19 protein-coding genes are annotated in these 21309 nt (G+C 72.1%); 5 read left to right on the top strand and 14 right to left on the bottom strand.

The window, feature by feature from the left end; all coding sequences use genetic code 11:
- Positions 1-96 precede the first annotated feature (96 nt).
- From D5S19_RS08225 to D5S19_RS08195, 7 genes are all read right to left on the bottom strand, one after another.
- Positions 97-963 (bottom strand): NUDIX domain-containing protein, encoded by an 867-nt coding sequence (locus D5S19_RS08225; protein WP_120022741.1) that lies wholly within the window; start codon positions 961-963, stop codon positions 97-99.
- Positions 964-1058: 95 nt separating this feature from the next.
- Positions 1059-2027, bottom strand: a complete 969-nt coding sequence (locus D5S19_RS08220) for an ROK family protein (RefSeq protein WP_120022702.1) — start codon at positions 2025-2027, stop codon at positions 1059-1061.
- Entirely contained in the window at positions 2028-2417 is a 390-nt protein-coding gene (locus D5S19_RS08215) for a hypothetical protein (RefSeq protein WP_120022740.1), read from the bottom strand.
- Positions 2418-2476: 59 nt separating this feature from the next.
- Entirely contained in the window at positions 2477-3640 is a 1164-nt protein-coding gene (locus tag D5S19_RS08210) for an ArsA family ATPase (RefSeq protein ID WP_120022701.1), read from the bottom strand.
- Positions 3641-4078 carry an SRPBCC family protein gene (locus D5S19_RS08205; protein ID WP_120022700.1) on the bottom strand — a complete coding sequence of 146 codons (438 nt, stop codon included), beginning with the start codon at positions 4076-4078 and terminating at the stop codon, positions 3641-3643.
- A gap of 27 nt (positions 4079-4105) precedes the next feature.
- Positions 4106-4900, bottom strand: a complete 795-nt coding sequence (locus D5S19_RS08200; protein ID WP_120022699.1) for a metallophosphoesterase family protein — start codon at positions 4898-4900, stop codon at positions 4106-4108.
- A gap of 9 nt (positions 4901-4909) precedes the next feature.
- A complete protein-coding gene (locus tag D5S19_RS08195) occupies positions 4910-5338 on the bottom strand; it encodes a polyketide cyclase / dehydrase and lipid transport (RefSeq protein ID WP_120022698.1) in 429 nt (142 codons plus the stop codon).
- A gap of 111 nt (positions 5339-5449) precedes the next feature.
- Here D5S19_RS08195 and D5S19_RS08190 point away from each other — a divergent pair, with 111 nt between their 5' ends.
- Positions 5450-7246, top strand: a complete 1797-nt coding sequence (locus tag D5S19_RS08190) for an AMP-dependent synthetase/ligase (protein ID WP_120022697.1) — start codon at positions 5450-5452, stop codon at positions 7244-7246.
- Between the two features lie 54 nt (positions 7247-7300).
- Here D5S19_RS08190 and D5S19_RS08185 read toward each other — a convergent pair whose 3' ends face one another.
- From D5S19_RS08185 to D5S19_RS08175, 3 genes are all read right to left on the bottom strand, one after another.
- Complete coding sequence (locus tag D5S19_RS08185; RefSeq protein ID WP_120022696.1) at positions 7301-7735, bottom strand: YbjQ family protein; 435 nt, start codon at positions 7733-7735, stop codon at positions 7301-7303.
- 30 nt (positions 7736-7765) lie between these two features.
- Positions 7766-8872: an FAD-dependent oxidoreductase gene (locus tag D5S19_RS08180; protein ID WP_120022695.1), complete on the bottom strand. Its 1107-nt coding sequence runs from the start codon at positions 8870-8872 to the stop codon at positions 7766-7768.
- 67 nt (positions 8873-8939) lie between these two features.
- Positions 8940-10184, bottom strand: coding sequence for an aminotransferase class I/II-fold pyridoxal phosphate-dependent enzyme (locus tag D5S19_RS08175; protein WP_120022694.1), 1245 nt, complete (start codon positions 10182-10184; stop codon positions 8940-8942).
- Between the two features lie 59 nt (positions 10185-10243).
- Here D5S19_RS08175 and D5S19_RS08170 point away from each other — a divergent pair, with 59 nt between their 5' ends.
- A complete protein-coding gene (locus tag D5S19_RS08170) occupies positions 10244-10723 on the top strand; it encodes a hypothetical protein (protein ID WP_120022693.1) in 480 nt (159 codons plus the stop codon).
- Positions 10724-11028: 305 nt separating this feature from the next.
- On the opposite strand, the gene D5S19_RS08165 is transcribed toward D5S19_RS08170, so the two are convergent.
- The 3 genes from D5S19_RS08165 to D5S19_RS08155 all read right to left on the bottom strand — a co-directional run bounded on the left by D5S19_RS08165 (position 11029) and on the right by D5S19_RS08155 (position 16463).
- Entirely contained in the window at positions 11029-14082 is a 3054-nt protein-coding gene (locus D5S19_RS08165; protein WP_233573769.1) for a bifunctional acetate--CoA ligase family protein/GNAT family N-acetyltransferase, read from the bottom strand.
- 2 nt (positions 14083-14084) lie between these two features.
- Positions 14085-15248: an acetoin utilization protein AcuC gene (locus tag D5S19_RS08160; RefSeq protein WP_120022692.1), complete on the bottom strand. Its 1164-nt coding sequence runs from the start codon at positions 15246-15248 to the stop codon at positions 14085-14087.
- A gap of 375 nt (positions 15249-15623) precedes the next feature.
- Positions 15624-16463 carry a sulfurtransferase gene (locus D5S19_RS08155; protein WP_120022691.1) on the bottom strand — a complete coding sequence of 280 codons (840 nt, stop codon included), beginning with the start codon at positions 16461-16463 and terminating at the stop codon, positions 15624-15626.
- A 138-nt stretch (positions 16464-16601) separates the two neighbouring features.
- Here D5S19_RS08155 and D5S19_RS08150 point away from each other — a divergent pair, with 138 nt between their 5' ends.
- The 3 genes from D5S19_RS08150 to galE all read left to right on the top strand — a co-directional run bounded on the left by D5S19_RS08150 (position 16602) and on the right by galE (position 19612).
- Complete coding sequence (locus D5S19_RS08150) at positions 16602-17297, top strand: metal-dependent transcriptional regulator (RefSeq protein ID WP_120022690.1); 696 nt, start codon at positions 16602-16604, stop codon at positions 17295-17297.
- Positions 17294-18478, top strand: coding sequence for a galactokinase (gene galK / locus D5S19_RS08145; RefSeq protein ID WP_120022689.1), 1185 nt, complete (start codon positions 17294-17296; stop codon positions 18476-18478). The genes D5S19_RS08150 and galK overlap by 4 nt, the downstream gene beginning before the upstream one ends.
- 150 nt (positions 18479-18628) lie before the next feature.
- Complete coding sequence (gene galE / locus D5S19_RS08140; protein ID WP_120022688.1) at positions 18629-19612, top strand: UDP-glucose 4-epimerase GalE; 984 nt, start codon at positions 18629-18631, stop codon at positions 19610-19612.
- Between the two features lie 20 nt (positions 19613-19632).
- Here the strand turns inward: galE and D5S19_RS08135 are convergent, their stop codons facing one another.
- Positions 19633-20718 (bottom strand): DUF4192 domain-containing protein, encoded by a 1086-nt coding sequence (locus D5S19_RS08135; protein WP_120022738.1) that lies wholly within the window; start codon positions 20716-20718, stop codon positions 19633-19635.
- Positions 20719-21309: the final 591 nt, after the last annotated feature.

Below are 21309 nucleotides of genomic sequence, written 5' to 3'. Positions count from 1 at the left end.
GCCGACGTGGCGGAAATCCTGTGCGTCGGCGCAAGCCGCCAGCGGCGGACGGTTCCCCGAACGCCGCTTCGCACCAACGCGGCCCGCCCCCGCGGATCAGCTCAGCTCGCGCAGCAACGCACCCGGACCCAGCACCCCCGCGCCCAGCGCCGACACCCGGCCACGCAGCTCACAATCGGCGGTCGCGACGACCACGTGGTCCGTCGTCCTCGTCCGAGCCCCGGCGGTGACCTCGACGATCTTCGCATCGCCGTCCGTCTCCGCCGAGACGACTTCGACGCCGGGAATCGTGGACACTCCCCTGGCCTTGCCCTCCACCACGAGCACCACCCGCGGCCACCACCGCCACTGCGACCCCGCGCCGATCCCGGTGACCGCGTCGTCGAGCCCTTCGACGGCGAGCCCGGCCAGCTGGTCGCGCAGCCGTTCGGCGGCGCCGCGGCGATCGCGCCACCAGCCGTCCGGACGCGAGCCCATCACGTTCGCCGCGTCGACCACCAGGACCAGCTCCCGGCCCAGCTGGGCCCGCAAGGCCGGCCAGACCTCGGCGAAATCGCGGTGCAGCTCCAGGTCCTGCACCTCGCCGGGCGGGGTCCAGCGCAGTTCGGCACTCTCCTCGTTCGCCACCCTGGCTTCGAGATCGCTGCCGGTCACGCCGAGCACCGTCGTGTACTGCCATGCTCCGTGATCAAGCACGAAGGCGGACGTCGCCCGGAATGCCGACGAGGGCACGTCGGCCTCCTCCCGCGCCTCCCGGGCCGCGGCCTCTCGCACGGTCTCCCCGATTTCGAGCGCACCGCCGGGCAGCGCCCAGGTACTGCCGTTGTGCACCCACCAGGCCCGCCGCTGCAGCAATACGCCGCGCGCGGGATCGCAGAGCAGCAGACCGGCCGCGCCCAGCGCTCCCCAGTGCAACCGCCCGCACGAACACCGCACGAAACGGCTGGCGGTCTTCGGCGTCACCTTCTCAGCCTTCCACACCCGCCCGCCGGGCTGTGAAGGGTCCCTTCACGGACTTTGAGGCTGTGAAGGGACCCTTCACAGCCCTGCGGCGTAGGTCAGCCGGTCGCGCCGAGTGCGGGGGCACCGGCGGCGTCCAGCGCGAGAGCGGCGGCGCCGACGATGGCCGCGTCGTCGCCGAGGTGCGCGGTGCGGATGCGGGCCAGCGGGCGGAACCGGGCACCGGTGATCGCGCCCGAGTAGTGCTCGCGGGCCTCGTCGAGGAACAGCGGAGCGGATTCCGACACCCCGCCGCCGATCACGATGATCTCCGGGTCGAACACGTCGGCCACCAGCGCCAGCCCCTCGCCGAGCCACTTCGCCAGCTCGGCAATCGCGCGCAACGCGATCGGGTCGCCGTCGCGGGCGGCGCCGGCCACCCGGCGGCCGGTGACCGAACCCGGGTCCCCGGCGATCTCCCGGGACAGCACGGTGGACTGGCCCGGGTAGCGGGCGAGCAACTCGACCGCGGTCGCCGCAAGCGCGGTGCCACTGCAGTAGCGCTCCCAGCAGCCGTACTTGCCGCACGGGCAGGCCCGGCCGCCCGGCACTACGGTCAAGTGGCCCAATTCCGGCGCCACGCCGTGCGCGCCGCGGTAGATCTCGCCGTCCAGCAGCAGGCCCGCGCCGATCCCGGTGCCGAGCGCGACCAGCGCGGCCACCCCGGCCCCGCGCGCGGCCCCGAACCGGTGCTCGCCGACCACCGCCGAGTTGACGTCGTGCTCCAGCGTGACCGGCAGGCCGACGCGCTTGGCTATCCGGTCCGCCACCGGCGCATCCCGCCACGCCAGGTGCGGCGCGAACATCACCGACCGCCGGTCCCTCGTCACGAATCCGGCGACGGCCAGCCCGACCGCGGCGACCGCGTGCCGGTTACGCAAGTCCTCGACGACGCCCGCGATGGCGTCCTCGAGCGCGTTCTCTTCACTCGGCGTCGCGACGCGCGCGGTGTCGAGGAGGGAGCCCCGCTCGTCCACCACCCCGGCACGCACGCTGGTCCCGCCGACGTCGACCCCTATGGTCAGCACTCAATTCTCCTGCTCCGGCCGCCAGTCTTCCCGCCGGCGGACGACGATGCGCTGCACCCGCGGCGACTCCGCGGCGCTGGTTTCCCCGGTATCCCCGGCCGCCGGGCCGGGCGGGCGCGCAGCGGGCCGGAACCCCGGCATGTGCACTCCCTCGTCCGGTTCCCAGCGGTCCGCGAGCACCGCCCGCAGCAGTGCCACGAGCTGCGCCGCCTGCTCCAGCAGCCGCGCCGCGAACTCCGGCCGCTCGCCACGCACGACGGCGACGATCGCACACAGCGGGCACCAGTCGCACGCCGAGGCCCCGTCTTCGTGGCCCGGCGCACGGTCCGGTTCGCCGTGCCCGGCCGCGACCACCCCGTCCAGCCACGGCGCGGCCCGCTCCAGCACCATCTCGACCAGCAGCCGGATCTCCTCGGCCAGCCGCAGGCCCGCCGGGTCGTCCGTCTCGCTCACTTGGGCCCCCGGTTCCCGGCCAGGGTGACCACCAGGCCCTCAGCATCGGATTCCGCACCGGTGATCCGGCACGGGCGCAGAGTCACCGGCAGCGCGACCAGCCGGCGGTACCCGTCCACGGTGATCGCCAGATCGTCCTCCACGCGTGCCAGGTCCACAGCCGAGCCCTGCTCCAGCGGAATCGCCACACGCAGTCGGAAACCGCCGTCCACAGCCTGCACGCGCAACAACGGGGTGACCGGTTTCCCGTTGCCGGACAAGGGATCCCGGCTCCCGTACAGCTCGTGCGCGAGGTGCCCGAGCGCGGCCGGGCCGACCGGCTCGCCCGCCCGGTGTTCCACCAGCGCCAGCTCGCCGGGCCGGATCCCGGCGGCCCGCAGTTCGCCGAGCACCGCGTCCTGCTGGGCCCGGCGGGTGCGCAGCCAGTTCGCCGCCGAGCCACGCCAGAACCCGGGTGCGGGCATCAACCGGTTCACGATCAACCCGTCCACCGCGATCCCGCGCAACGCCAGCGAAGTGAGCGTGCGGCGGGCCTCGGCGACCACGACCCGTTCCGGGGTGAGGACCAGGCGCACAGTCGTCACGGCCGGGTCCGTGAGCAGCTCCCTCAGCGCGTCCAGGTGCGCGCCTAGCCGCCGCACCGAGTCCGCCATCCGGCGGCGCCGTCCGCCGTGCACCCGGTTCAGGTAACCGGACATCGCCTCCGGCAGGGCGAGCAGCCGCAGCGTCTCCGCCGTGGGGCCGCAGTCGACCACCACGGTGTCCCACGGACCGTGGGTGGCCAGCCGGCGCACTTCGCCAAGCGCGAGCAGCTCGTCCACGCCGGGCAGAACGGTCAGCTCCTCGGCATCCAGCAGGTCCAGGCCGGCGCCGGCGAGCACAGTGTGCAGCTCACGACGCAACTCGTGCCAGCTCCGGTCGGCCAGTGACCGCGAATCCACCTGCGCCGCCCAGAGCCCCGCCGGGCTGCCGTCGCCACGTACGTCCACTTCGGCCGGTTCGCTGCCCAGCCCGGCACCGAAGGCGTCGCCGAGCGAATGCGCCGGATCGGTCGAGACGACCAGAGTCTTCCTGCCACGGCCGGCGAGCGCGAGCGCGGTCGCCGCGGCGAGCGTCGTCTTCCCGACGCCGCCCTTGCCGGTGAACAGCAGGATGCGCATCTAGCCCTCGGCCCGCCGTTTGAGCTCCTTGAGAGCGGTGTCCATCACCATCTTCTCCGCCTTGCGCCGCAACAGCCCGATCATCGGCAGCGCCAGCTCGACCGACAGCGTGTAGGTGACCCGCGTACGCCCGCCGTCCAGCGGTTCAAGCGCGTACCGGCCGTCCTGCGCCTTCTGCATCTGGCCCTTCACCAGGTGCCAGCTGACGCCGAGGCCGGAGGCGTCCCAGTCGTATTCGAGGGTGTACACGTCCTTGATCGGACCGGCGTCCAGGGTCAGCTTGACCTGCTTCGCGCGGCCGTCGTCGCCGGTGCCCAGCACCTCGGTCTCCCGGACGGCCTTGGCCCACTCCGGGTACGCGGGAAAATCGGCGATCACCGCCAGCACCCGCGCGGGCTCGGCGTCGACCTCGATGGACTGCGTGGACTGCTCGGCCATGAGACGAAGAGTAGCCGGACAGCCGCGTCACCAGCGCAGCACGTACGGCTGCCCGGTCTCCTTGAAGTGACCGACGTTACGGCATTCGGTGCGTCCGACCCGCCGCCGCGCGGCCAGCGGCTGGTGCACGTGCCCGAACAGCGACCAGCGCGGCTGCTGCCGCCGGATCAGCCGCAGCAGCGCCTGCGAACCCAGCTCGGACCGGCGGGCGATCACGTCGTAGGTCAGCTCCGGCACCGCGGGCGGGATGTGCGTGCACAGCACGTCGAGATCGGCCAGCCCGGCCACTGCCTCGTCGAATTCCTCACGCGCCCGCAGATAGGGCCGCCAGGCCGCGCCCTTGCGCAGACGGGGGACGACGCCTTCGGGCAGTACGGCGCCACCGACGAAACCGAAGCGCAGCCCGCCGATGACGGCCGCTTCACCGTCGAGCACCTGTACCCCGGATCCGGTGAACTCCGGCCACAACGCGGGCGCGTCGACGTTTCCGGGCGTGGCGTAGGTCGGCGCGGTCATCGCGGCGAACAACGCCGCGTACTGCTCGCGGATCGCCTCGTCCACCGCTGCGGCCGGGTCAGCCAGCGTGGCCCAGAGCGTGCGCGAGTAGGCCACGGTGTCCTCACGGGTGCCTTCGCGGCGCAGCCGGGCGAACTCGCCCACCTTGTCCGCGCCGAACAGCACGCCCATGATGCCCTTGTCGTGGTCGTGGTAATTCACGAAGTCCAGCAGGTCGCCGAGTACCACCAGGGCGTCCGCCCCGTCCCCCGCCCGCTTCAGCGCGTCGGCGTTGCCGTGCACGTCCGAAACGACGTGAACCCGCACAAGACCTCCCTAGTCACCGGTGCCCGGCTCCCCGGTCCGGGGCGGCACGCCCGGCTCGCGCCCGTCCTCGAGAATCTCCTTCAGCTCCAGTGCCACGTCCTTCGCCGCGCGTGCCCGCCGGTCGATCTCGCGGCGCAGCTCGCGTGGGCGCAACGCACGCGGGGCACCGCCGGGACCGGCGGGCGTCGCGCGCAGGAAGTAGTGCAGCACGGTGCCGTCGAGCACGGATTCCAGCCAGATCTCCATGGTACCGATCAACGCCCCCGTGACCGTCCAGCGCAGGCCCTTGTCCCCGCGGTCGGTGTAGACCTCGAGCACCAGGTCCGGCCAGTACCGCCGCCAGCACGCGGGGTCGGCGAACGCGGCGGCGAGCGTGCCCGGCGGCACGGCGATGAACGTCTCGTCCACAAGATCGAGTACGGGCGGCGCGGGAGTCACCGCGTCACGATGTCACGGTCCCGCCGACCAGCCGTGCCGGCATGGTCTTAAGGTCTCCGGCACGCTAAGTTGACCGACGGGTAACCGCACGCGTCGAACACGGAGGTCCACGTGCGCGAATACAGCGCCCCCACCGGCAAGCCGGTGACCGGCGACGAGAACCTGGGCGACATCGTCTGGGCGAACGCCGAGCGGTTCTCCGACGTGGTGAGCTTCCGCAGGCAGGTCGAGGGCACCTGGCTGGACGTGACCGCGAAGGACTTCTCCGACCAGGTCGCCGCGGTGGCCAAGGGACTGATCGCGGCCGGGATCGGGCCCGGCGACCGGGTCGGCCTGATGGCCAAGACCCGCTACGAGTGGACGCTGATCGACTTCGCCATCTGGGCGGCGGGCGCGGTCACCGTGCCGGTCTACGAGACCTCCTCGGCCGAGCAGGTGCACTGGATCCTGTCCGATTCCGGGGCGAAGGCCGTGGTGGTCGAGACCGCCGAGCACCGGGATTCGGTGGAGCAGGTGCGCGGTCGGCTCGACGGGCTGGCGCAGACCTGGGTGATCGAAGGCGACGCCCCCGCGGTCGACGAGCTGACCGGGCTCGGCACCGAGGTCTCCGACGAGGATCTGCGCACCCGCCGCCGGAGCGTGACCGCGGACGACCTGGCCACCATCGTCTACACCTCGGGCACCACCGGGCGCCCCAAGGGCGCGGTGCTCACCCACCGCAACCTGCTGGCCGAGATCCACGCCGAGATGGAGGCCTTCCCCGAACTGCTGGGGCACGGCAACTCGTTGCTGTGCTTCCTCCCGCTGGCGCACATCCTCGCCCGCGCGATCTCGGTGTCCGCGCTGACCGCGCGAGTCACCCTCGGGCACACGCCGGACATCAAGAACCTCGTGGCGGACCTGGGCACGTTCCGCCCGACGTTCGTGGTCGCGGTGCCTCGCGTGTTCGAGAAGGTCTACAACACCGCGAAGCAGACGGCGCACAGCAGCGGCAAAGGCAAGATCTTCGACGCCGCCGAAGCGACCGCGGTCGCCTACAGCGAAGCGCAGGAGCGCGGCGGCGCCGGCCTCGGCCTACGTGCAAAGCACCTGGTGTTCGACAAGCTGGTGTACGGCAAGCTCCGCGCCGCTCTCGGCGGCCGATGCGTCGCAGCGATCTCCGGCGGCGCCCCGCTCGGCGCGCGGCTGGCGCACTTCTTCCGCGGCATCGGCGTGCCGGTGTTCGAGGGCTACGGCCTCACCGAGACGACCGCGGCAGCGAACGTGAACACCACCGGTGCGTTCCGCGTCGGCACCGTCGGGCGCCCGGTCTCGGGCACCTCGGTCCGCATCGCCGACGACGGCGAGATCCTGCTCAAGGGCGCCGTGGTCTTCGGCGAGTACTACAACAACCCGGCGGCCACCGCGGAAGCCCTCACCGACGGCTGGTTCCACACCGGTGACCTCGGCGCGCTCGACGAGGAGGGCTTCCTCCGGATCACCGGCCGCAAGAAGGAGATCATCGTGACCGCGGGCGGCAAGAACGTCGCCCCGTCCGGGCTCGAGGACAGCATCAAAGCCGCGCCGCTGATCAGCCAGGCGATGGTGGTCGGCGATCAGCGTCCGTTCATCGGCGCGCTGGTGACCGTGGACGAGGAGTACTTCCCGTCCTGGAAGAGCCGGCACGGCAAGCCCGCCGGGGCCACTGTCGCGGACCTGGCCCAGGACCCGGACCTGCGCGCCGAGATCCAGGCGGCGGTGGACGAGGCCAACAAGCACGTCTCGCACGCCGAGGCGATCAAGAAGTTCACCGTGCTGGCCAAGGACTTCACCGAGGCGGGCGGCGAGATCACGCCGAGCATGAAGCTGAAGCGGGGCGTGGTGAACAAGCACTACGCGGCCGACATCGAGGCGCTGTACCAGAAGTAGTCCCGGCGGTTGACCCGCGGCGGCCGGAGGAACTCCGGTCGCCGCGGCGCCGGGTCACTGCTGTGGCGGAGCCTGGAACTGCTGGTGTTGCTGCTGCTGCGGGGCCTGCGGCGCGCCGTCGGGCACCACGTACACCGCCGTGCCGTACGCGGCGATTTCACTGGCGCTCTGGGCGATTTCGTTGCAGTCGAAGCGCAACGCGAGCACCGCGTTGGCGCCCTGCTGCACGGCTTCCTGCGAAAGCCGGAAGAGAGCTTCGTTCCGGGAGTCCGCCAGCAACTTGGACAGGCCCTTCAGCTCACCGCCCGCCATCGACTTGAAGCCGGCGCCGATGTTGGAGAACAGGTTGCGGCTGCGCACGGTCAGGCCGAACACCTCGCCGAACACACGGACCACCCGGAAGCCGGGCAAATCGTTCATCGTGGACAGCATGACCGGGAACTGCTGATACGTCGGCTGCTGCGGTGCTGGTGGCGCGGGTTGAGTCATGCCGCGGATCGTAACCGCGCGCGGACGTGCTCACGGGGTGATTCGGCAATCCCAGTCGAGGTGATGTTCGTAAAGCCACCCACGGTCCTCGCCCACATCCTGCCCGGCGCTCGCCGCCACCAGTTTCTCCACCCGGGCGCGGCGGCGGCCCTCGTAGGCGGCGAACGCGGCCGCCGGGTCCGGCAGGTCCCGCAGGCAGATACCGAGCACCACCGCGTCTTCGAGGGCCATCGAAGCGCCCTGCCCGGCCGCCGGGGACGCGGCGTGCGCGGAATCCCCCGCCAGCACCATCGTCGAAGTCGACCACCGGCGGGTTTCCGGAAGATCGTAGGAATGCCCGCCGTACACCTCGTCCCCGGTCGCGGCGATGATCTCCGCGCACGGCAACGGATCCCCGGCGAACGCCGCACCGGCGAACTCGCGCCAGCCGGCCGGGGTGACCGCGGCGAGTTCCGCGCGCGGACGTTCGACGTCCGGGATCCGGGCGAACCAGAAGGTCGCCCCGTCGGGCGCGGTGGTGAAACCGAATGCCGCACGGGTGCCGCGAATCATCCGGTAAACCCCGGGCGCGGCGGGCAGACCTCGGGCACGGGTGTAGCCGTAGACAACGGTCAGCCCGGTGAACCGCGGGGATTCGGCGGCCGGGTCGATCAGCTTGCGGACCACCGAGTGCAGCCCGTCGGCGCCGATCAGGACGGCCCCGGATGCAGTGGCGCCGTCGGCGAAGGTCGCGGTCACCCCGTGCTCTCCGGAGACCGCTGAGACCAGCCGCCTGCCGTGTTCGAAGGCAATGCCCCGCCGCTGCGCCTCGGTTTGGAGCGCGCGATAGCAGGCGGCCCTGGTCAGCGTGCGTGGCCCGGCCAGGCCCCCGGTGTCGAACTGCCGGGTGCTTACCGTGGCGCCGTCCGGGCCGACCAGCTCGACACCGAGCGCGGCGAACGAGGATTCGACCACCGGACCGTCGGCGCCGATCGCCCGCAAGGCGTCCATCCCGTTGTGCATCACGGTGAGGAAGGCGCCGGCGTCCGCGCCTCCGGTAGGACGTGCCTCGAAGACCACCGGTTCGTGGCCGGCGCGCTGCAGCGCCATCGCCGTGACCGTGCCCGCGATACCGCCGCCCACGACGAGAACCCGCATCACACCCCCTCGAAAACGATCGTGCCGCCGCCACCGTAGCGGGTGGCGGCGGCACGGGTGAAGCCGTTCAGCCGCGCTCGGCGACCGCGAGCCGCAGGCAGACCGCGAGGGCACGCACAGCCTCCTCGACCTCCGCCGGCTCCGGGAACGACGGGGCGATCCGGATGGTCGAGTCGGCCGGGTCGTCGCCATGCGGGTGGGTGGCCCCGGCCGGGGTCAGCGCGACCCCCGCCTCCTTGGCCAGCCGCACGATCTCCTTCGCGGTGCCCTCGGGCACGGTCAGCGAGACGAAGTATCCGCCGGCCGGCTTGGTCCAGCTGGCCAGCCCGCTGCCGCCCAGCTCCTCGGTGAGGATCCGGTCCACCGCGGCGAACTTGGGCGCCAGGATCTCCGCGTGCTTGCGCATGTGCGCGCGCAGACCCTCGGTGTCTTCAAGGAAGAGCGCGTGGCGCAGGTGGTTGACCTTGTCCGGGCCGATGGTGCGCTTGCCGATCAGGCCGAGCCACCACGCGATGTTCGCCTCGGACGAGCCGAAGAAGCCGACACCGGCCCCGGCGAGGGTGATCTTCGAGGTGGAGCCGAACACGAACGCGCGGTCCGGGTTCCCGGCCTCCGCGCAGAGCGCGAGCAGGTCGGCCAGCTCGGGCTCGGCCTCGGTGAGGTGGTGCACCGCGTACGCGTTGTCCCAGAAGATCCGGAAGTCCGGCGCCGCGGTCGGCATCGCGGCCAGTCGGCGGACGGCCTCGTCGGAGAAGGTGACCCCGGTGGGGTTGGAGTACTTGGGCACGCACCAGATGCCCTTGATCCCGGCGTCCGCGGCGGCCAGCCGCTCGACCTCGGCCAGGTCCGGGCCGGTCTCGGTCATCGCGACCGGGATCAGCTCGATGCCGAACCGCGCGGCGAGGTTGAAGTGCCGGTCGTAGCCGGGCACCGGGCACAGCATCGCCACGCGCGGCTCGTCCGCCCACCGGCGCTGCCCGCCGGGCAGGGTGGACAGCATCGCCTGGACGACCGCGTCGTGCATCAGCTCCAGGCTCGAGTTCCCGGCCGCGAGCAGCTGCTCCACCGGCACCTGCAGCGCGTCCGCGAAGATCCGGCGCAGCTCGGGCAGGCCCTTGAGCCCGCCGTAGTTGCGGGTGTCCGACCCGTCCTCGGCGCGGTACTCGCCGCGGGGCAGGCTGAGCAGCTCGGCGGAGAGGTCGAGCTGGCGGGGCGCGGGCTTGCCACGGGTGATGTCCAGGGAGAGGCCGCGGTCGACGAGCGCCGCGTAGGCACGGCGGGCGGAGTCGACGTCGACGGAAGCTGTGGTCATGCCTCCACGCTAAACCGCTCGGCAAAGCGGTTTCGGACAGGGTGGGCTAGCGTAGGCGGGTGCGGTACGTAGTGCATGCGGATCTGCGGCAGTTCTCCTTGCGGGACACCAGTGCCTGGCGACCCGGCGACGGCGGCTGGACCGACGAGGCGGTGACCTCGCACCGGATCGCGGTGGAACCCTCGGCACTGTCCGTGGCGACCGCGCGCTCCGATCTGGTCGAGGTCGAGATGTCCGCCCACCCCGGCCCGCCCCCGGTGCTGCCCGGCGCGGAGCACGTGGTGGAGGCCGACCTGGCCGTTCCCGGCGGCACCCTGACCCTGATCGGTCCGGCCGATTACCCGGACCGATCCCGCCCGCTGCCGCTGCCACCCGGCCGTTACCGGGTCCGGGTGTCCTATGTGGAGGGTGAACCGCCGGAGGGGTGGCACGAGCACGAGTTCGGCGCGCACCTGCGCTACGTGCTGGACCTGTGGCCGGCCGCGGAACCGGCCCCGGTGACGGTCCTGCGCGCCGGGGCACCGATCTGGGACGGCTGATGCCGGCCTGCGGCCGGGATGACCGATCCGGCCGTTCGAGGTACAGCCGGTCTTCCGCATCCCTGTCCATCCCGGCAGCGCGAGCGGCTCGCTTCGGCTGCGTGATCAGCTCACCCCGGCGACCGGCTCACCCCGGCGGTGCAACCGGCTCCCCGGCGGCGTGGTCCGCCAGCTCCGGCGACCGGCTACCCGGCGGTGCGACCGGCTACCCGGCGGCGTGATCGGCTCGCTCCGGCGACCGGCTACCCGGCGGTGCAACCGGCTCCCCGGCGGCGTGATCGGCTCGCTCCGGTGGCGCGACCGGCTCATTCCGGCGGCGTGATCGGCCGCAAGCGGCGCGGACCGGTGTCCGGGCGCGTCGGCGGCGGGCCGAGCACCATCCGGGCGTTGGCCACGAACGCGCCTTCCGGCGAAGCGAGGATCGGGTCCAGCGCGAGCGAGCGGACCTCCGGGTTGTCCTCCGCGAGCGCGGCCACCCGCAGCACCATGTCCTGCAACGCGGCCAGATCCGCCGGTTCGTCACCGCGATACCCGGTCAGCAGCGGCGACGTACGCGGCTCCCGGATCAGCGTCGCGGCGTCCACATCGGTCAGCGGCACCGCCCGGTAGGCCCGATCCCCCAGCAGCGTGCTGACCAGACCGGAAAGCCCGAACGACACGAGCGTGCCGAACGAAGGGTCGTCCTGCAGGCCGATCACGCAGGACAGGCCTTTCGGCGCCATCCGCTGGACGTACACGTCGTCATCGCCGGAAACCGCGCACAAGTTGCGGTAGGCGACCCGGACCGAGTCCTCGGAGGTGAGATCCAGCCGTACCCCGGCGAGGTCCGGCCGTCCGCGCAAACGCTCGTCGAATGCCTTGAGCGTGACCGGGTAGCCCAGTTCCGCGGCCGCCGCGGCCGCATCGTCCACACTGGACACCACGCGGAACGAGACCACGTCCACGCCGTAGCAGCCAAGCAGCCGCACCACGTCGTCGTCGGACAGCAGCGTCGCGGTGCCGTCCCCGGGCAGCAGCTCGCGCACGAGTTCCTGGGCCTGCTCGACATGCAACCCGGCCGGCCGCACCAGCGTGCCCTGCGGACGCCGGCGCCACGCCGCGTAGCGGACCACGCGGGCCAGCGCGTTCACCGCGCGTTCCGGGCTGGGATAGGACGGGATCGACCCGCGCACCGCGACGCCGTCCTCCGACAGCACTGCCAGCTCGTCCGGAATCCCTTCCGCGGCAAGGAAAGTGGAAACGATCGGTTTCGTCTGCTCCGGCTCCTGCACGACTTCTCTGAGTGCGCGCGCGTACGCCGTGCCGGGAATCGCCACCGGCGGCGCGAACACCACGATCAGCGCGTCGGTGTCGGTCGAGTCCAGTGCTTCACGGACCGCTGCGGCGAACTCGTCCGGCCCGGCCTGCGGCCCCACGTCGACCGGTTCGAAGGCCGGCCGGAGCCCTTCGGCTCGCGCCGTGTCCGCCGCCAGCAACCCGATCGCACTGGAATTGCCCACGATGCCGATCCGCGGCCCCGCGGGCAACGGCTGGTGCGCGAACACCAGCGCGGTGTCGAACAGCTGCGCCAGCGATTCGACCCGGACCACCCCGGCCTGTTCGAACAACGCCTGCACACTCGCCTCGTCGACCTCGGCCGAGGTCGCCGCCAGCTGCGGGCGCACCGCATGCCGCCCGGACTTCACCGCGACGATCGGCTTGGACCGCGCCAGCCTCCGCGCGAGCCGGGCGAATTTGCGCGGGTTGCCGAACGATTCCAGGTACAGCAGCACCAGGTCGGTCTCCGGATCGGTCTCCCAGAACTGCAGCAGATCGTTGCCGGACACGTCGGCGCGGTTGCCCGCGGAGACGAACGTGGACACCCCGAGCCCGCGTGCTCCCGCGTCGGCGAGGATCGCCGTGCCGAGCGCGCCGGACTGGCAGAAGAACCCCGTTCGCCCGCGTTTCGGCAGCCGGGGCGCGAGGGTGGCGTTGAGCCGGACGTCCGGGGCGGTGTTGAGCACCCCGAGCGCGTTCGGCCCGACCACCCGCATCCCATGCGCCCGCGCCTCCCCCACCAGCCGCAGCTCCGCGTGCAGCCCGAGCGGCCCGGACTCGGCGAACCCACCGGACACGATCACCAGCGTCTTGACCCCTTTGGCGAAGCACGCGTCGAGCACCGGTTCGACGGCTTCCGCCGGCACCGCGACCAGCGCGAGATCGACCGGATCCGGGATGTCGAGCACCGACGGATAAGCCCGCACCCCCCGCACCGACCGATGTTCGGGGTTGACCGGATAGACGGTCCCCGCGAAGTCCGCGACGAGCAGGTTCGCGAACGCCACGTGCCCGACCTTCGCCGGATCCGCCGACGCCCCTATCACCGCCACCGACGCCGGGTGCAACAGGTTGTGCACACTGCGCGCCTCGGCCGCCTGCTCCCGCGCCCGCGCCACCGCCAGCGATTCCTCCGTCGGGTCGATGTCGAATTCGAGGTGCAGCACCCCTTCCTCGATGGCCCGGCTGACCTGATAGCCGGCGTCCCGGAACACCCGCACCATCGCCGCGTTCTCACTCAGCACCTCGGCGACGAACCGCCGCACCCCGCACTCCGAAGCCGCCGCGGCCAGATGCTCCAGCAGAATCGACCCGAGCCCCCGCCCCTGATGCCCGTCGTCGACGAGGAACGCCACCTCCGCCGACGGCCCCCCATCCAGCCGCTCGTACCGCCCCACCGCGACCACGTCGTCCCCCAGCAACGCGACGAACGCGACCCGGTCGTGATGGTCCACAGTGGAGAAACGCTCGAGATCCCGGGCCGGAATCCGCGGGTAGGCGCCGAAATAGCGGAAGTACCGGCTCCGCTCGGACAACCGCCCGTGCAACGCCACCAGCCCCGCGGCATCGCTCGGCACGATGGGCCGCACATGCACCGTACCGCCATCGGAGAGGACGACGTCGGCTTCCCAGGCCCGGGGGTAGTCGAAGGGGTCGCGGCGGGTTTCGGGCGGCTCGTCCGGCCCGGGCGGCTCGTCCGGTCCTGGTGGCTCGTCCGGTCCGGGCAGCTCGGGCGGTCCGGGCGGCTCGGGCGGCTCGGGCGGCTCGGGCGGCTCGGGCGATCCCGTCGGGCCGGGCGGCTCGGCCCTTCCGCTCAGCCCAGTCGGTCCGGCCAGCCCGCTCGGCTCGCTCGACCCACTCCGCTCGGCCGCCCCCGTCGACTCGCCCAGCTCGGTCGACTCGCCCAGCTCGCCCGGCACGGTCGTCTCGGCCGCGGCGGCGTCGGACCGGCCCTCCCCCGGTGGGCCCGAGGTGGCGTCGGCGGGCGCCCGGTGGGCGGGGGTGCCGGGGTGGTCCGGTGGGTTGGCCGGGTCGTCGGGCATGGTCAGTCCCTCGGGTCATCCGGGTCCAGGCCGTGCAGTGGGAAGACGGCACGGCGGGTGTCGCGGATGGCGATGTCCACCGGTTCGTCGGCGGCGTCGCCCCAGTGTTTGAAGGCGGTGTCCTTTTCGTCCGTCATGGCGCGGGGAATTTTCGCGGCGGGGGCGGCCCGGCCGACCGTGGTGGTCCAGTTCGGGGGGAGCAGTGTCTCCGGGGGGACGTCCCGGTCGAGGACGGTGGCCAGCAGGTGCGTCCACGACCGCGGGACGACGCGGATCAGCTGGTAACCCCCACCTCCGACGGCCAGCCAGCGACCGTCCGCATGGCGTTCGGCGAGGTCGCGCAGGGTGCGGTAGATGGCGCGATGGCCGTCGACCGAAAGTGACAGGTCTGCGAGTGGGTCTTCCTCGTGCGAATCGACCCCGCACTGGGTGACGAGCAGCTGGGGACGGAACTGCTCCAGCAGCGAAGGCACCACCGCATGGAACGCGCGCAGCCATCCGGGGTCACGGGTTCCCGGCGGCAGCGGGATGTTCACCGCGGTGCCGTCGCGGCCGGTCTCCGAGGCGTAGCCGGTGCCGGGCCAGAGGGTGAACGGGTGCTGGTGCAGCGACATGGTCAGCACGCGGGGGTCGTCATAGAAGGCGGCCTGCACGCCGTCGCCGTGGTGCACGTCGGTGTCGACGTAGGCGATGCGGTCGAAACCGTGGTCGAGCAGCCAGGAAATGGCGATCGCGCAGTCGTTGTAGATGCAGAACCCGGCGGCGTGGTCGCGCATCGCGTGATGCAGCCCGCCCGCGATGTTCACCGCGCGCCGCGCCTCGCCGTCGGCGATCTTCCGAGCAGCCAGCAAAGTCGAGCCGACGACCAGCGCGGACGCGTCGTGCATTCCGCTGAACACCGGGTTGTCCGTGGTGCCCAGCCCGTGCCCGACGTCCCAGCCGACCTCCGGCGCCTCCCGCACCGCGGCAAGATATTCGGGAATGTGCACCCGCAACAGTTCCTCATCCCCGGCCGCGGAAGGCACGAGCAGGTCCACCCCGTCCAGGACGCCCAGCTCGGTGGCCAGCCGGATGGTCAGCTCCAGCCGCACGGGGTTGAACGGATGGTCCCCGCCGAGGTCGTACCCCAGCAGCGCGGCATCCCAGACAACGGCACGCGAGGACATGCCCCGCACTGTACTGGCCGTTCGCCGCCCCGGCCCGGTGCCGACGGCCGGATACGCCCGGCCGGGACGGCTCCGGCAGCGCGTCCGGCCCGGACCCCGGACTCGTCGCCGAGGGTCGTCTCGACCCCGGCCGCCGCGTCGAGGCACGCGACCGGGTTGAGACTCCGAGCCCGCTGGTGCGCCGCCCGCGGTGATTCGCCGTCAAACCCGCGGCGGCGGGGTTGGCCTTGCGCGGTGATGCGGCGCGCAAGGCTGTCCCAGCAGTAGCGAACCGGCGCACGGCGGGGCGGTCAGGACGTATCGCCGCGCAGCTGTCAGCACAGATGGCAACGCGCACGGCCGATCACCGCCACAATGCCCGGCGCAGCAACGGTTTCAGCCGCGATCGGGCCCGGTCGCGGCGGGACGCTCCGAATCGCGTGACCAGTGCGACCACGAACCCGCGTACAGCGCGGCAGGCGCGGCATGCCCGGCAACCTCCAGCGCGAGCACGACCGCGGACGCCGTGACACCCGAACCGCAGTAGGCGCCGACCGGGGTGCCCGCGCTCAGGCCGAGCGCCGCGAACCGCTCGGCGAGTTCGCCCGGCGAGCGCCACCGCCCGTCCGCGCCGGTGTGCTCGGACGTCGGCGCGCTGACCGCACCCGGGATGTGTCCGGCCCGCGGGTCGATCGGCTCGGTCTCACCGGTGTACCGGACATGCGCCCGCGCATCGAACAGCACGCCTTCGCGGGCCAGCGCGGCCGCGGCGTCGGCCGTCAGCACGGGCATGGCCCCCGGCCGGACCTCGATGTCGCCCGGCTCCGGGAACGGCACCTCGGTGGTCACCGGATGCCCTTCCGCCTGCCACGCCGCGTATCCACCGTCGAGCACGGCCACCTCGCGGTGCCCGGCCCAGCGCAGCAACCACCACGCCCGGGCCGCGACGGACCCGTCCGCGTCGTCGTACACGACCACCGGCTGCCCCGTGCGCACCCCGGCTTTTCGCAGCTCCCGCTGCAGATCGACGGCCTCGGGCAGGGGATGCCGCCCGCCTTCGCCAGGTGGCGCGGCGAGCACCGTGTCCAGGTCCGTGAACACCGCGCCGGGCACGTGTCCTTCGCGGTAGGACTCGGCGCCGGGCGGTCCGCCCAGCCTCCAGCGGACGTCGAGGACGACGGGACGCCCGGCGGCGGGGAAGGCCGCGAGCCCCGCGGGCGAGATCAACGCATGCATGGCCTCCATCCTGCAGGTCCGGCGCGGGTTCACGCACCGCGGCCGGACTTTTCCGCACGGCCGGGTTGTTACCCCCACGCGTGCCATCGCACCCGGAGCCAGCGACTACGATGAGCTACGCGGACGAAGGGGACAGGCGTGAACGATCTCATCGACACCACCGAGATGTACTTGCGTACGATCTACGAACTCGAGGAAGAAGGTGTCGTCCCGCTGCGGGCCCGGATCGCGGAACGGCTGCAGCAGAGCGGCCCGACGGTGAGCCAGACCGTGGCCAGGATGGAACGCGACGGCCTGGTCGTCGTCGCGGACGACCGGCACCTGCAGCTCACCGACCACGGTCGCGAGCTGGCCATCGCCGTGATGCGCAAGCACCGCCTCGCCGAGCGCCTCCTGGTCGACGTGATCGGCCTGGAGTGGGAGCACGTGCACAACGAGGCCTGCCGCTGGGAACACGTGATGAGCGAGGCCGTGGAGCGCAAGCTGGTCAAGCTCCTCGACCACCCGACCACCTCGCCCTACGGCAACCCCATCCCGGGCCTGGACAAGCTCGGCGACGGCGAACCGGCCCCGCCGGCGGAGTCCGATCTGGTCCGGCTCGACGAGCTGGCCCGCACCGGCGGCGGCGAGGCGGAGATCCGCCGCATCGCCGAGCACGTCCAGCTCGACGAATCGCTGCTCACCGAACTCAAGTCGGTCGGCATCGTGCCCGGCGGGCTGGTCAAGGTGGGCAAGGTGAGCGGGGGCAGCGTGACCATCCAGGTCACCGGTACCGACAGTTCCGCGCAGGTCTCGGCCTCCGCGCTGCATGCCGTGCTGGCGCTCGCCAGGTGAGCCCCGCGACCGACGCGGCCGCAGCGTTCCACCGCGTCCACGGGCGGTCCCCGGCCGGGGTCTGGTCCGCGCCGGGGCGGGTGAACCTGATCGGCGAGCACACCGACTACAACGACGGGTTCGTGCTGCCGTTCGCTCTTCCTCACCGGCTCGCCGCGGCCGCTTCCCCGCGCGATGAAGGCAAGCTCGGCGTCGCCACCCTCGGCGACGACGACCAGCTCCAGCACTCGGGCCTGCTCGACATCGCCACGCTCGCGCCCGGCTCGGTCGTAGGCTGGGCCGCCTACCCCGCGGGAGTCGCCTGGGTGCTGCGCGATGAGGGCTACGCCGGCGGCGCCGACGTGGTCATCGCCGGTGACGTGCCGTCCGGCGCGGGCCTGTCCTCCTCGCACGCGCTCGAATGCGCGGTCTCGCTGGCCCTGCTCGGGGTGGCCGGGGTCGACCTCGACGGCAATGCGCCGGACACCCCGAGCCGCCCGCAGATCGCCCGGTGGGTGCAGCGCTCGGAGAACGACTTCGTCGGCGCCCCCACCGGCCTGCTCGACCAGACCGCTTCGCTGTGCTGCCAGGACTCCTGCGTGCTCTTCCTCGACGTCCGCTCGGGCGAGCAGGAGCAGGTACCGTTCCCACTGGCCGAGGCCGGGGTCCGCGTGCTGATCATGGACACCCGGACCAAGCATTCGCACGCCGGGGGCGGGTACGGCGAACGCCGCCGCGGCACCGAGCGCGCCGCCGAACTGCTCGGGGTCAAGGCGCTGCGCGACATCACCATGGCGGGGCTGGGCGAAGCCCTCGCCCGGCTGCCGGAAGACCTCGCCCCGCTGGTCCGGCACGTGGTCACCGAGAACCAGCGCGTGCTCGACGTGGTTTCCTTGCTGCGCGGGGGGAAGCTGGCCGAAATCGGGCCGTACCTCGACGCCTCGCACGTGAGCATGCGCGACGACTACCGCATCTCCACGCCCGAACTCGACCTCGCGGTCGACTCCGCCCGGTCGGCCGGCGCCCTCGGCGCGCGGATGACCGGCGGCGGGTTCGGTGGTTCGGCGATCGCCCTGGTCCGGGAAGGCGATCTCGCCGCGGTGCGCACCGCGGTCGAGGCCGCCTACGACCGGGCGAACCTGCGCCGTCCCCGGATGTTCACCGCGGTGCCGTCCCGGGGCGCCGGCCGCGACCAGGTCTGACCACACCGGACAGTCACCTCGGCCCCGCCATCGGAGGCCACGGTGGTGGGGCCGAGGGGTTTGCCGGAACAACCCCCGGAAGAAGCGGCGCGCCCGGTGCGGGGAACACTGTGCGGCACGGTCATCGCTCCTCATCAGAAAGGCCCAGACGTGTCGGACCAGCAGAGCCCCCTGAAACTGATCGTGACGGGCGGCGCGGGGTACGTGGGCAGCGTGTGCGCGGCCCGGCTGATCGAGGCCGGGCACGAGGTCACCGTCGTGGACGACCTCTCCACCGGGCACGCCGACGCCGTGCACCCGCACGCTCGCTTCGTCCAGGGTGACGCCGCCGAGGTGGCCACGGACATCCTCGGCGAAGGGTTCGACGGGGTGCTGCACTTCGCGGCCAAATCGCTGGTGGGCGAGTCGATGACCGATCCGGCGAAGTACTGGGAAGGCAACGTCGTCACCTCGCTGCGGCTGGTGGAGGCCATGCAGGCCAACGGCACGCCGCGGCTGGTGTTCTCCTCGACGGCCGCGACGTACGGCGAGCCCGAGGCGTCGCCGATCCAGGAAACGGCGCCGACCCGGCCGACCAACACCTACGGTGCGTCGAAGCTCGCCATCGATCACGCCATCACCAGCTTTGCTCGCGCCCACGGCCTGGCCGCGGTGAGCCTGCGCTACTTCAACGTGGCCGGCGCGTACGGCTCGTTCGGCGAGCGGCACACCACCGAAACCCATCTGATCCCCCTCGTCCTCCAGGTCGCCTCCGGCGACCGCGAACACATCTCCCTTTACGGGGACGACTACCCGACCTCGGACCGGACGGCGGTCCGCGACTACATCCACGTGGTCGACCTCGCCGACGCACACCTGCTGGCCCTGCGGCACGCCACCGCCGGTGCGCACCGCATCTACAACCTGGGCAGTGGCACCGGGTTCTCCGTGCTGGAGGTCGTGGAGTCCTGCCGCCGGGTGACCGGGCACGCGATCCCCGCCGTGGTCGCTCCCCGCCGGGCGGGTGACCCGGCGGTCCTCGTCGCGTCGAGCGCGAAGGCCGGGGAGGAACTCGGCTGGACCCCGAAGCGGACCGACCTGGACGGCATCGTGGCCGACGCGTGGGAGTTCACTCAGGCCCGCCAGCGCTCCTGACCCGTCGGGTACGCGATCGTTCACGACTCCCCCGCCAAGCCCAGATCGACACCCGTGGCGAGGGAGGCGAGCCCGCCCAGCCGTTCCGGAGCGATACCGGTGTTCCAGGACGCGTGCAGAAGCCGCGCCAGCAGGCTGCTGGGATCGGCTTCGAGCGCGGTGGCCACGGCCATCCCCGCCAGCGCTCCCTCACCACGAAGCAATGTGGCGTACGTAAGCAGGCAGGCTGCTTCGGCCTGATGGGGTGCGGGCAGTTCCTGTACCAGAGAGAGCCACACCTGCTCGGCTTCGCGGGCGAGCGGGCTTCCGACCGGGAGGGCCGTGGCGAGGCAGGCATCACGGATCGGCTTCAGGCTGAGCGCGTGCGCCAGCCGGACGGCCTGTCTGTCGCTGGGCGGCCCAAGTCTGGCGCGGTGGCGGAAGAATGCCGACCGGACCTCGGCTGCCGCGAGGTCGAGCAGGACGCGGTGCGGCATCTGCCGGCCCGCGTGTTCCGGCGGCGCAGTGGTGATTTCCGGATCACACAAGGGCGCGGGTGATCGCGCGAGGAGTGCGGCACGGCGAACGAGCGCCCGGGGCGAACGTGGACGGAGCAGGGCCGCGACCTCTTCCCGGTCGCGGTAGACGACGAATCCTGCCCGCGTGGTGGCTGCTGCGACGACGGTGCCTTGCGGATCGGGCAGCACTCCGCCGCAATCGGGGTCCTGGTAGCACGCCCAAGGCGCGCCCGCCGCGGTTCTTGCCGTCCACAGTGGATGGAACAGCCGGAGACCGTGGTCATCAAGGGCGCGCGCGAGCTCGGTGACGAAATCCGCGTGCGGTGGCCCGTCGTCGTCCGGGGTGCCGCCGATGACGACGGCGGTGACCCCGGCGTGCTCTTCGCCGAGGAATCGGGAGACGAGGGAATCTGCTTGCTCGGCAAGGAGTTCTCGCGGTGGGAGGTCGGCGCGCAGGATCAGCCCGACCGAGGTGCCGGGTATCCGGTGCCCGAGCAGGACGACGGAATCGGCCGGATGAAAGCCGAGCAGGTACGGGAGCGCCGCGATGATCTGGTCCGGAGCGCGGAGGGTGATCCGGTCGGTGCCGGGTGGGGTCGAGGTGGTCACGCTCTCCACTGTGCGCCGGGGATCGGGGTTTCGGGGCGGTGGCGGGAAATCTGTGGACAGGGTGGGTGGTTGTGGACAGCTGCGGGGGTGGGCCGGGATTCGGGCCGGAATTGTCGGTGGCGTGTGCATGGGGTGGCGTGGTTGCCGTTCGGGGAGGTGGGGCCGGGTGGGATCGTGGTTGTCGGTGAGACGGAAGGCGCGGCGGTGGAGAGGGTGGGCTTCTGCCGGATGGCGAGGTTCCGGTGGTGATAGTTGTTCGGGCACAAGGGTTTTCGCCGGGAACGGGTGATGACGAGTCAAACACCGTCAAATCGGAACGGAGGAGCGGCGGGGCGGACGACCCAGAACATGGCGAAGCGGGGCGACTCGGAACACGGCGAGGGGACCCAGATCACGGCGGGGGAACCCGAAAACGGCGGGGACAACCCAGAAACGCTGGGGCGGGGCAACCTCGAAACGGCGGGGCGGGACAAAGAGGACACCCAGCATGTCCCGAAGCCTTGCCACAGCAAACCGGCACCACCCACTCGACCGCGCCCCGAAAGCCGACACCGTTCACCGCCCGGAACCGGCGTGATGGAAGGCGCCGCC

The sequence above is a fragment of the Amycolatopsis panacis genome (assembly GCF_003600245.1).
Taxonomy (GTDB): Bacteria; Actinomycetota; Actinomycetes; order Mycobacteriales; family Pseudonocardiaceae; genus Amycolatopsis; species Amycolatopsis sulphurea.
This window is presented reverse-complemented; position numbering and strand designations above follow the sequence as displayed.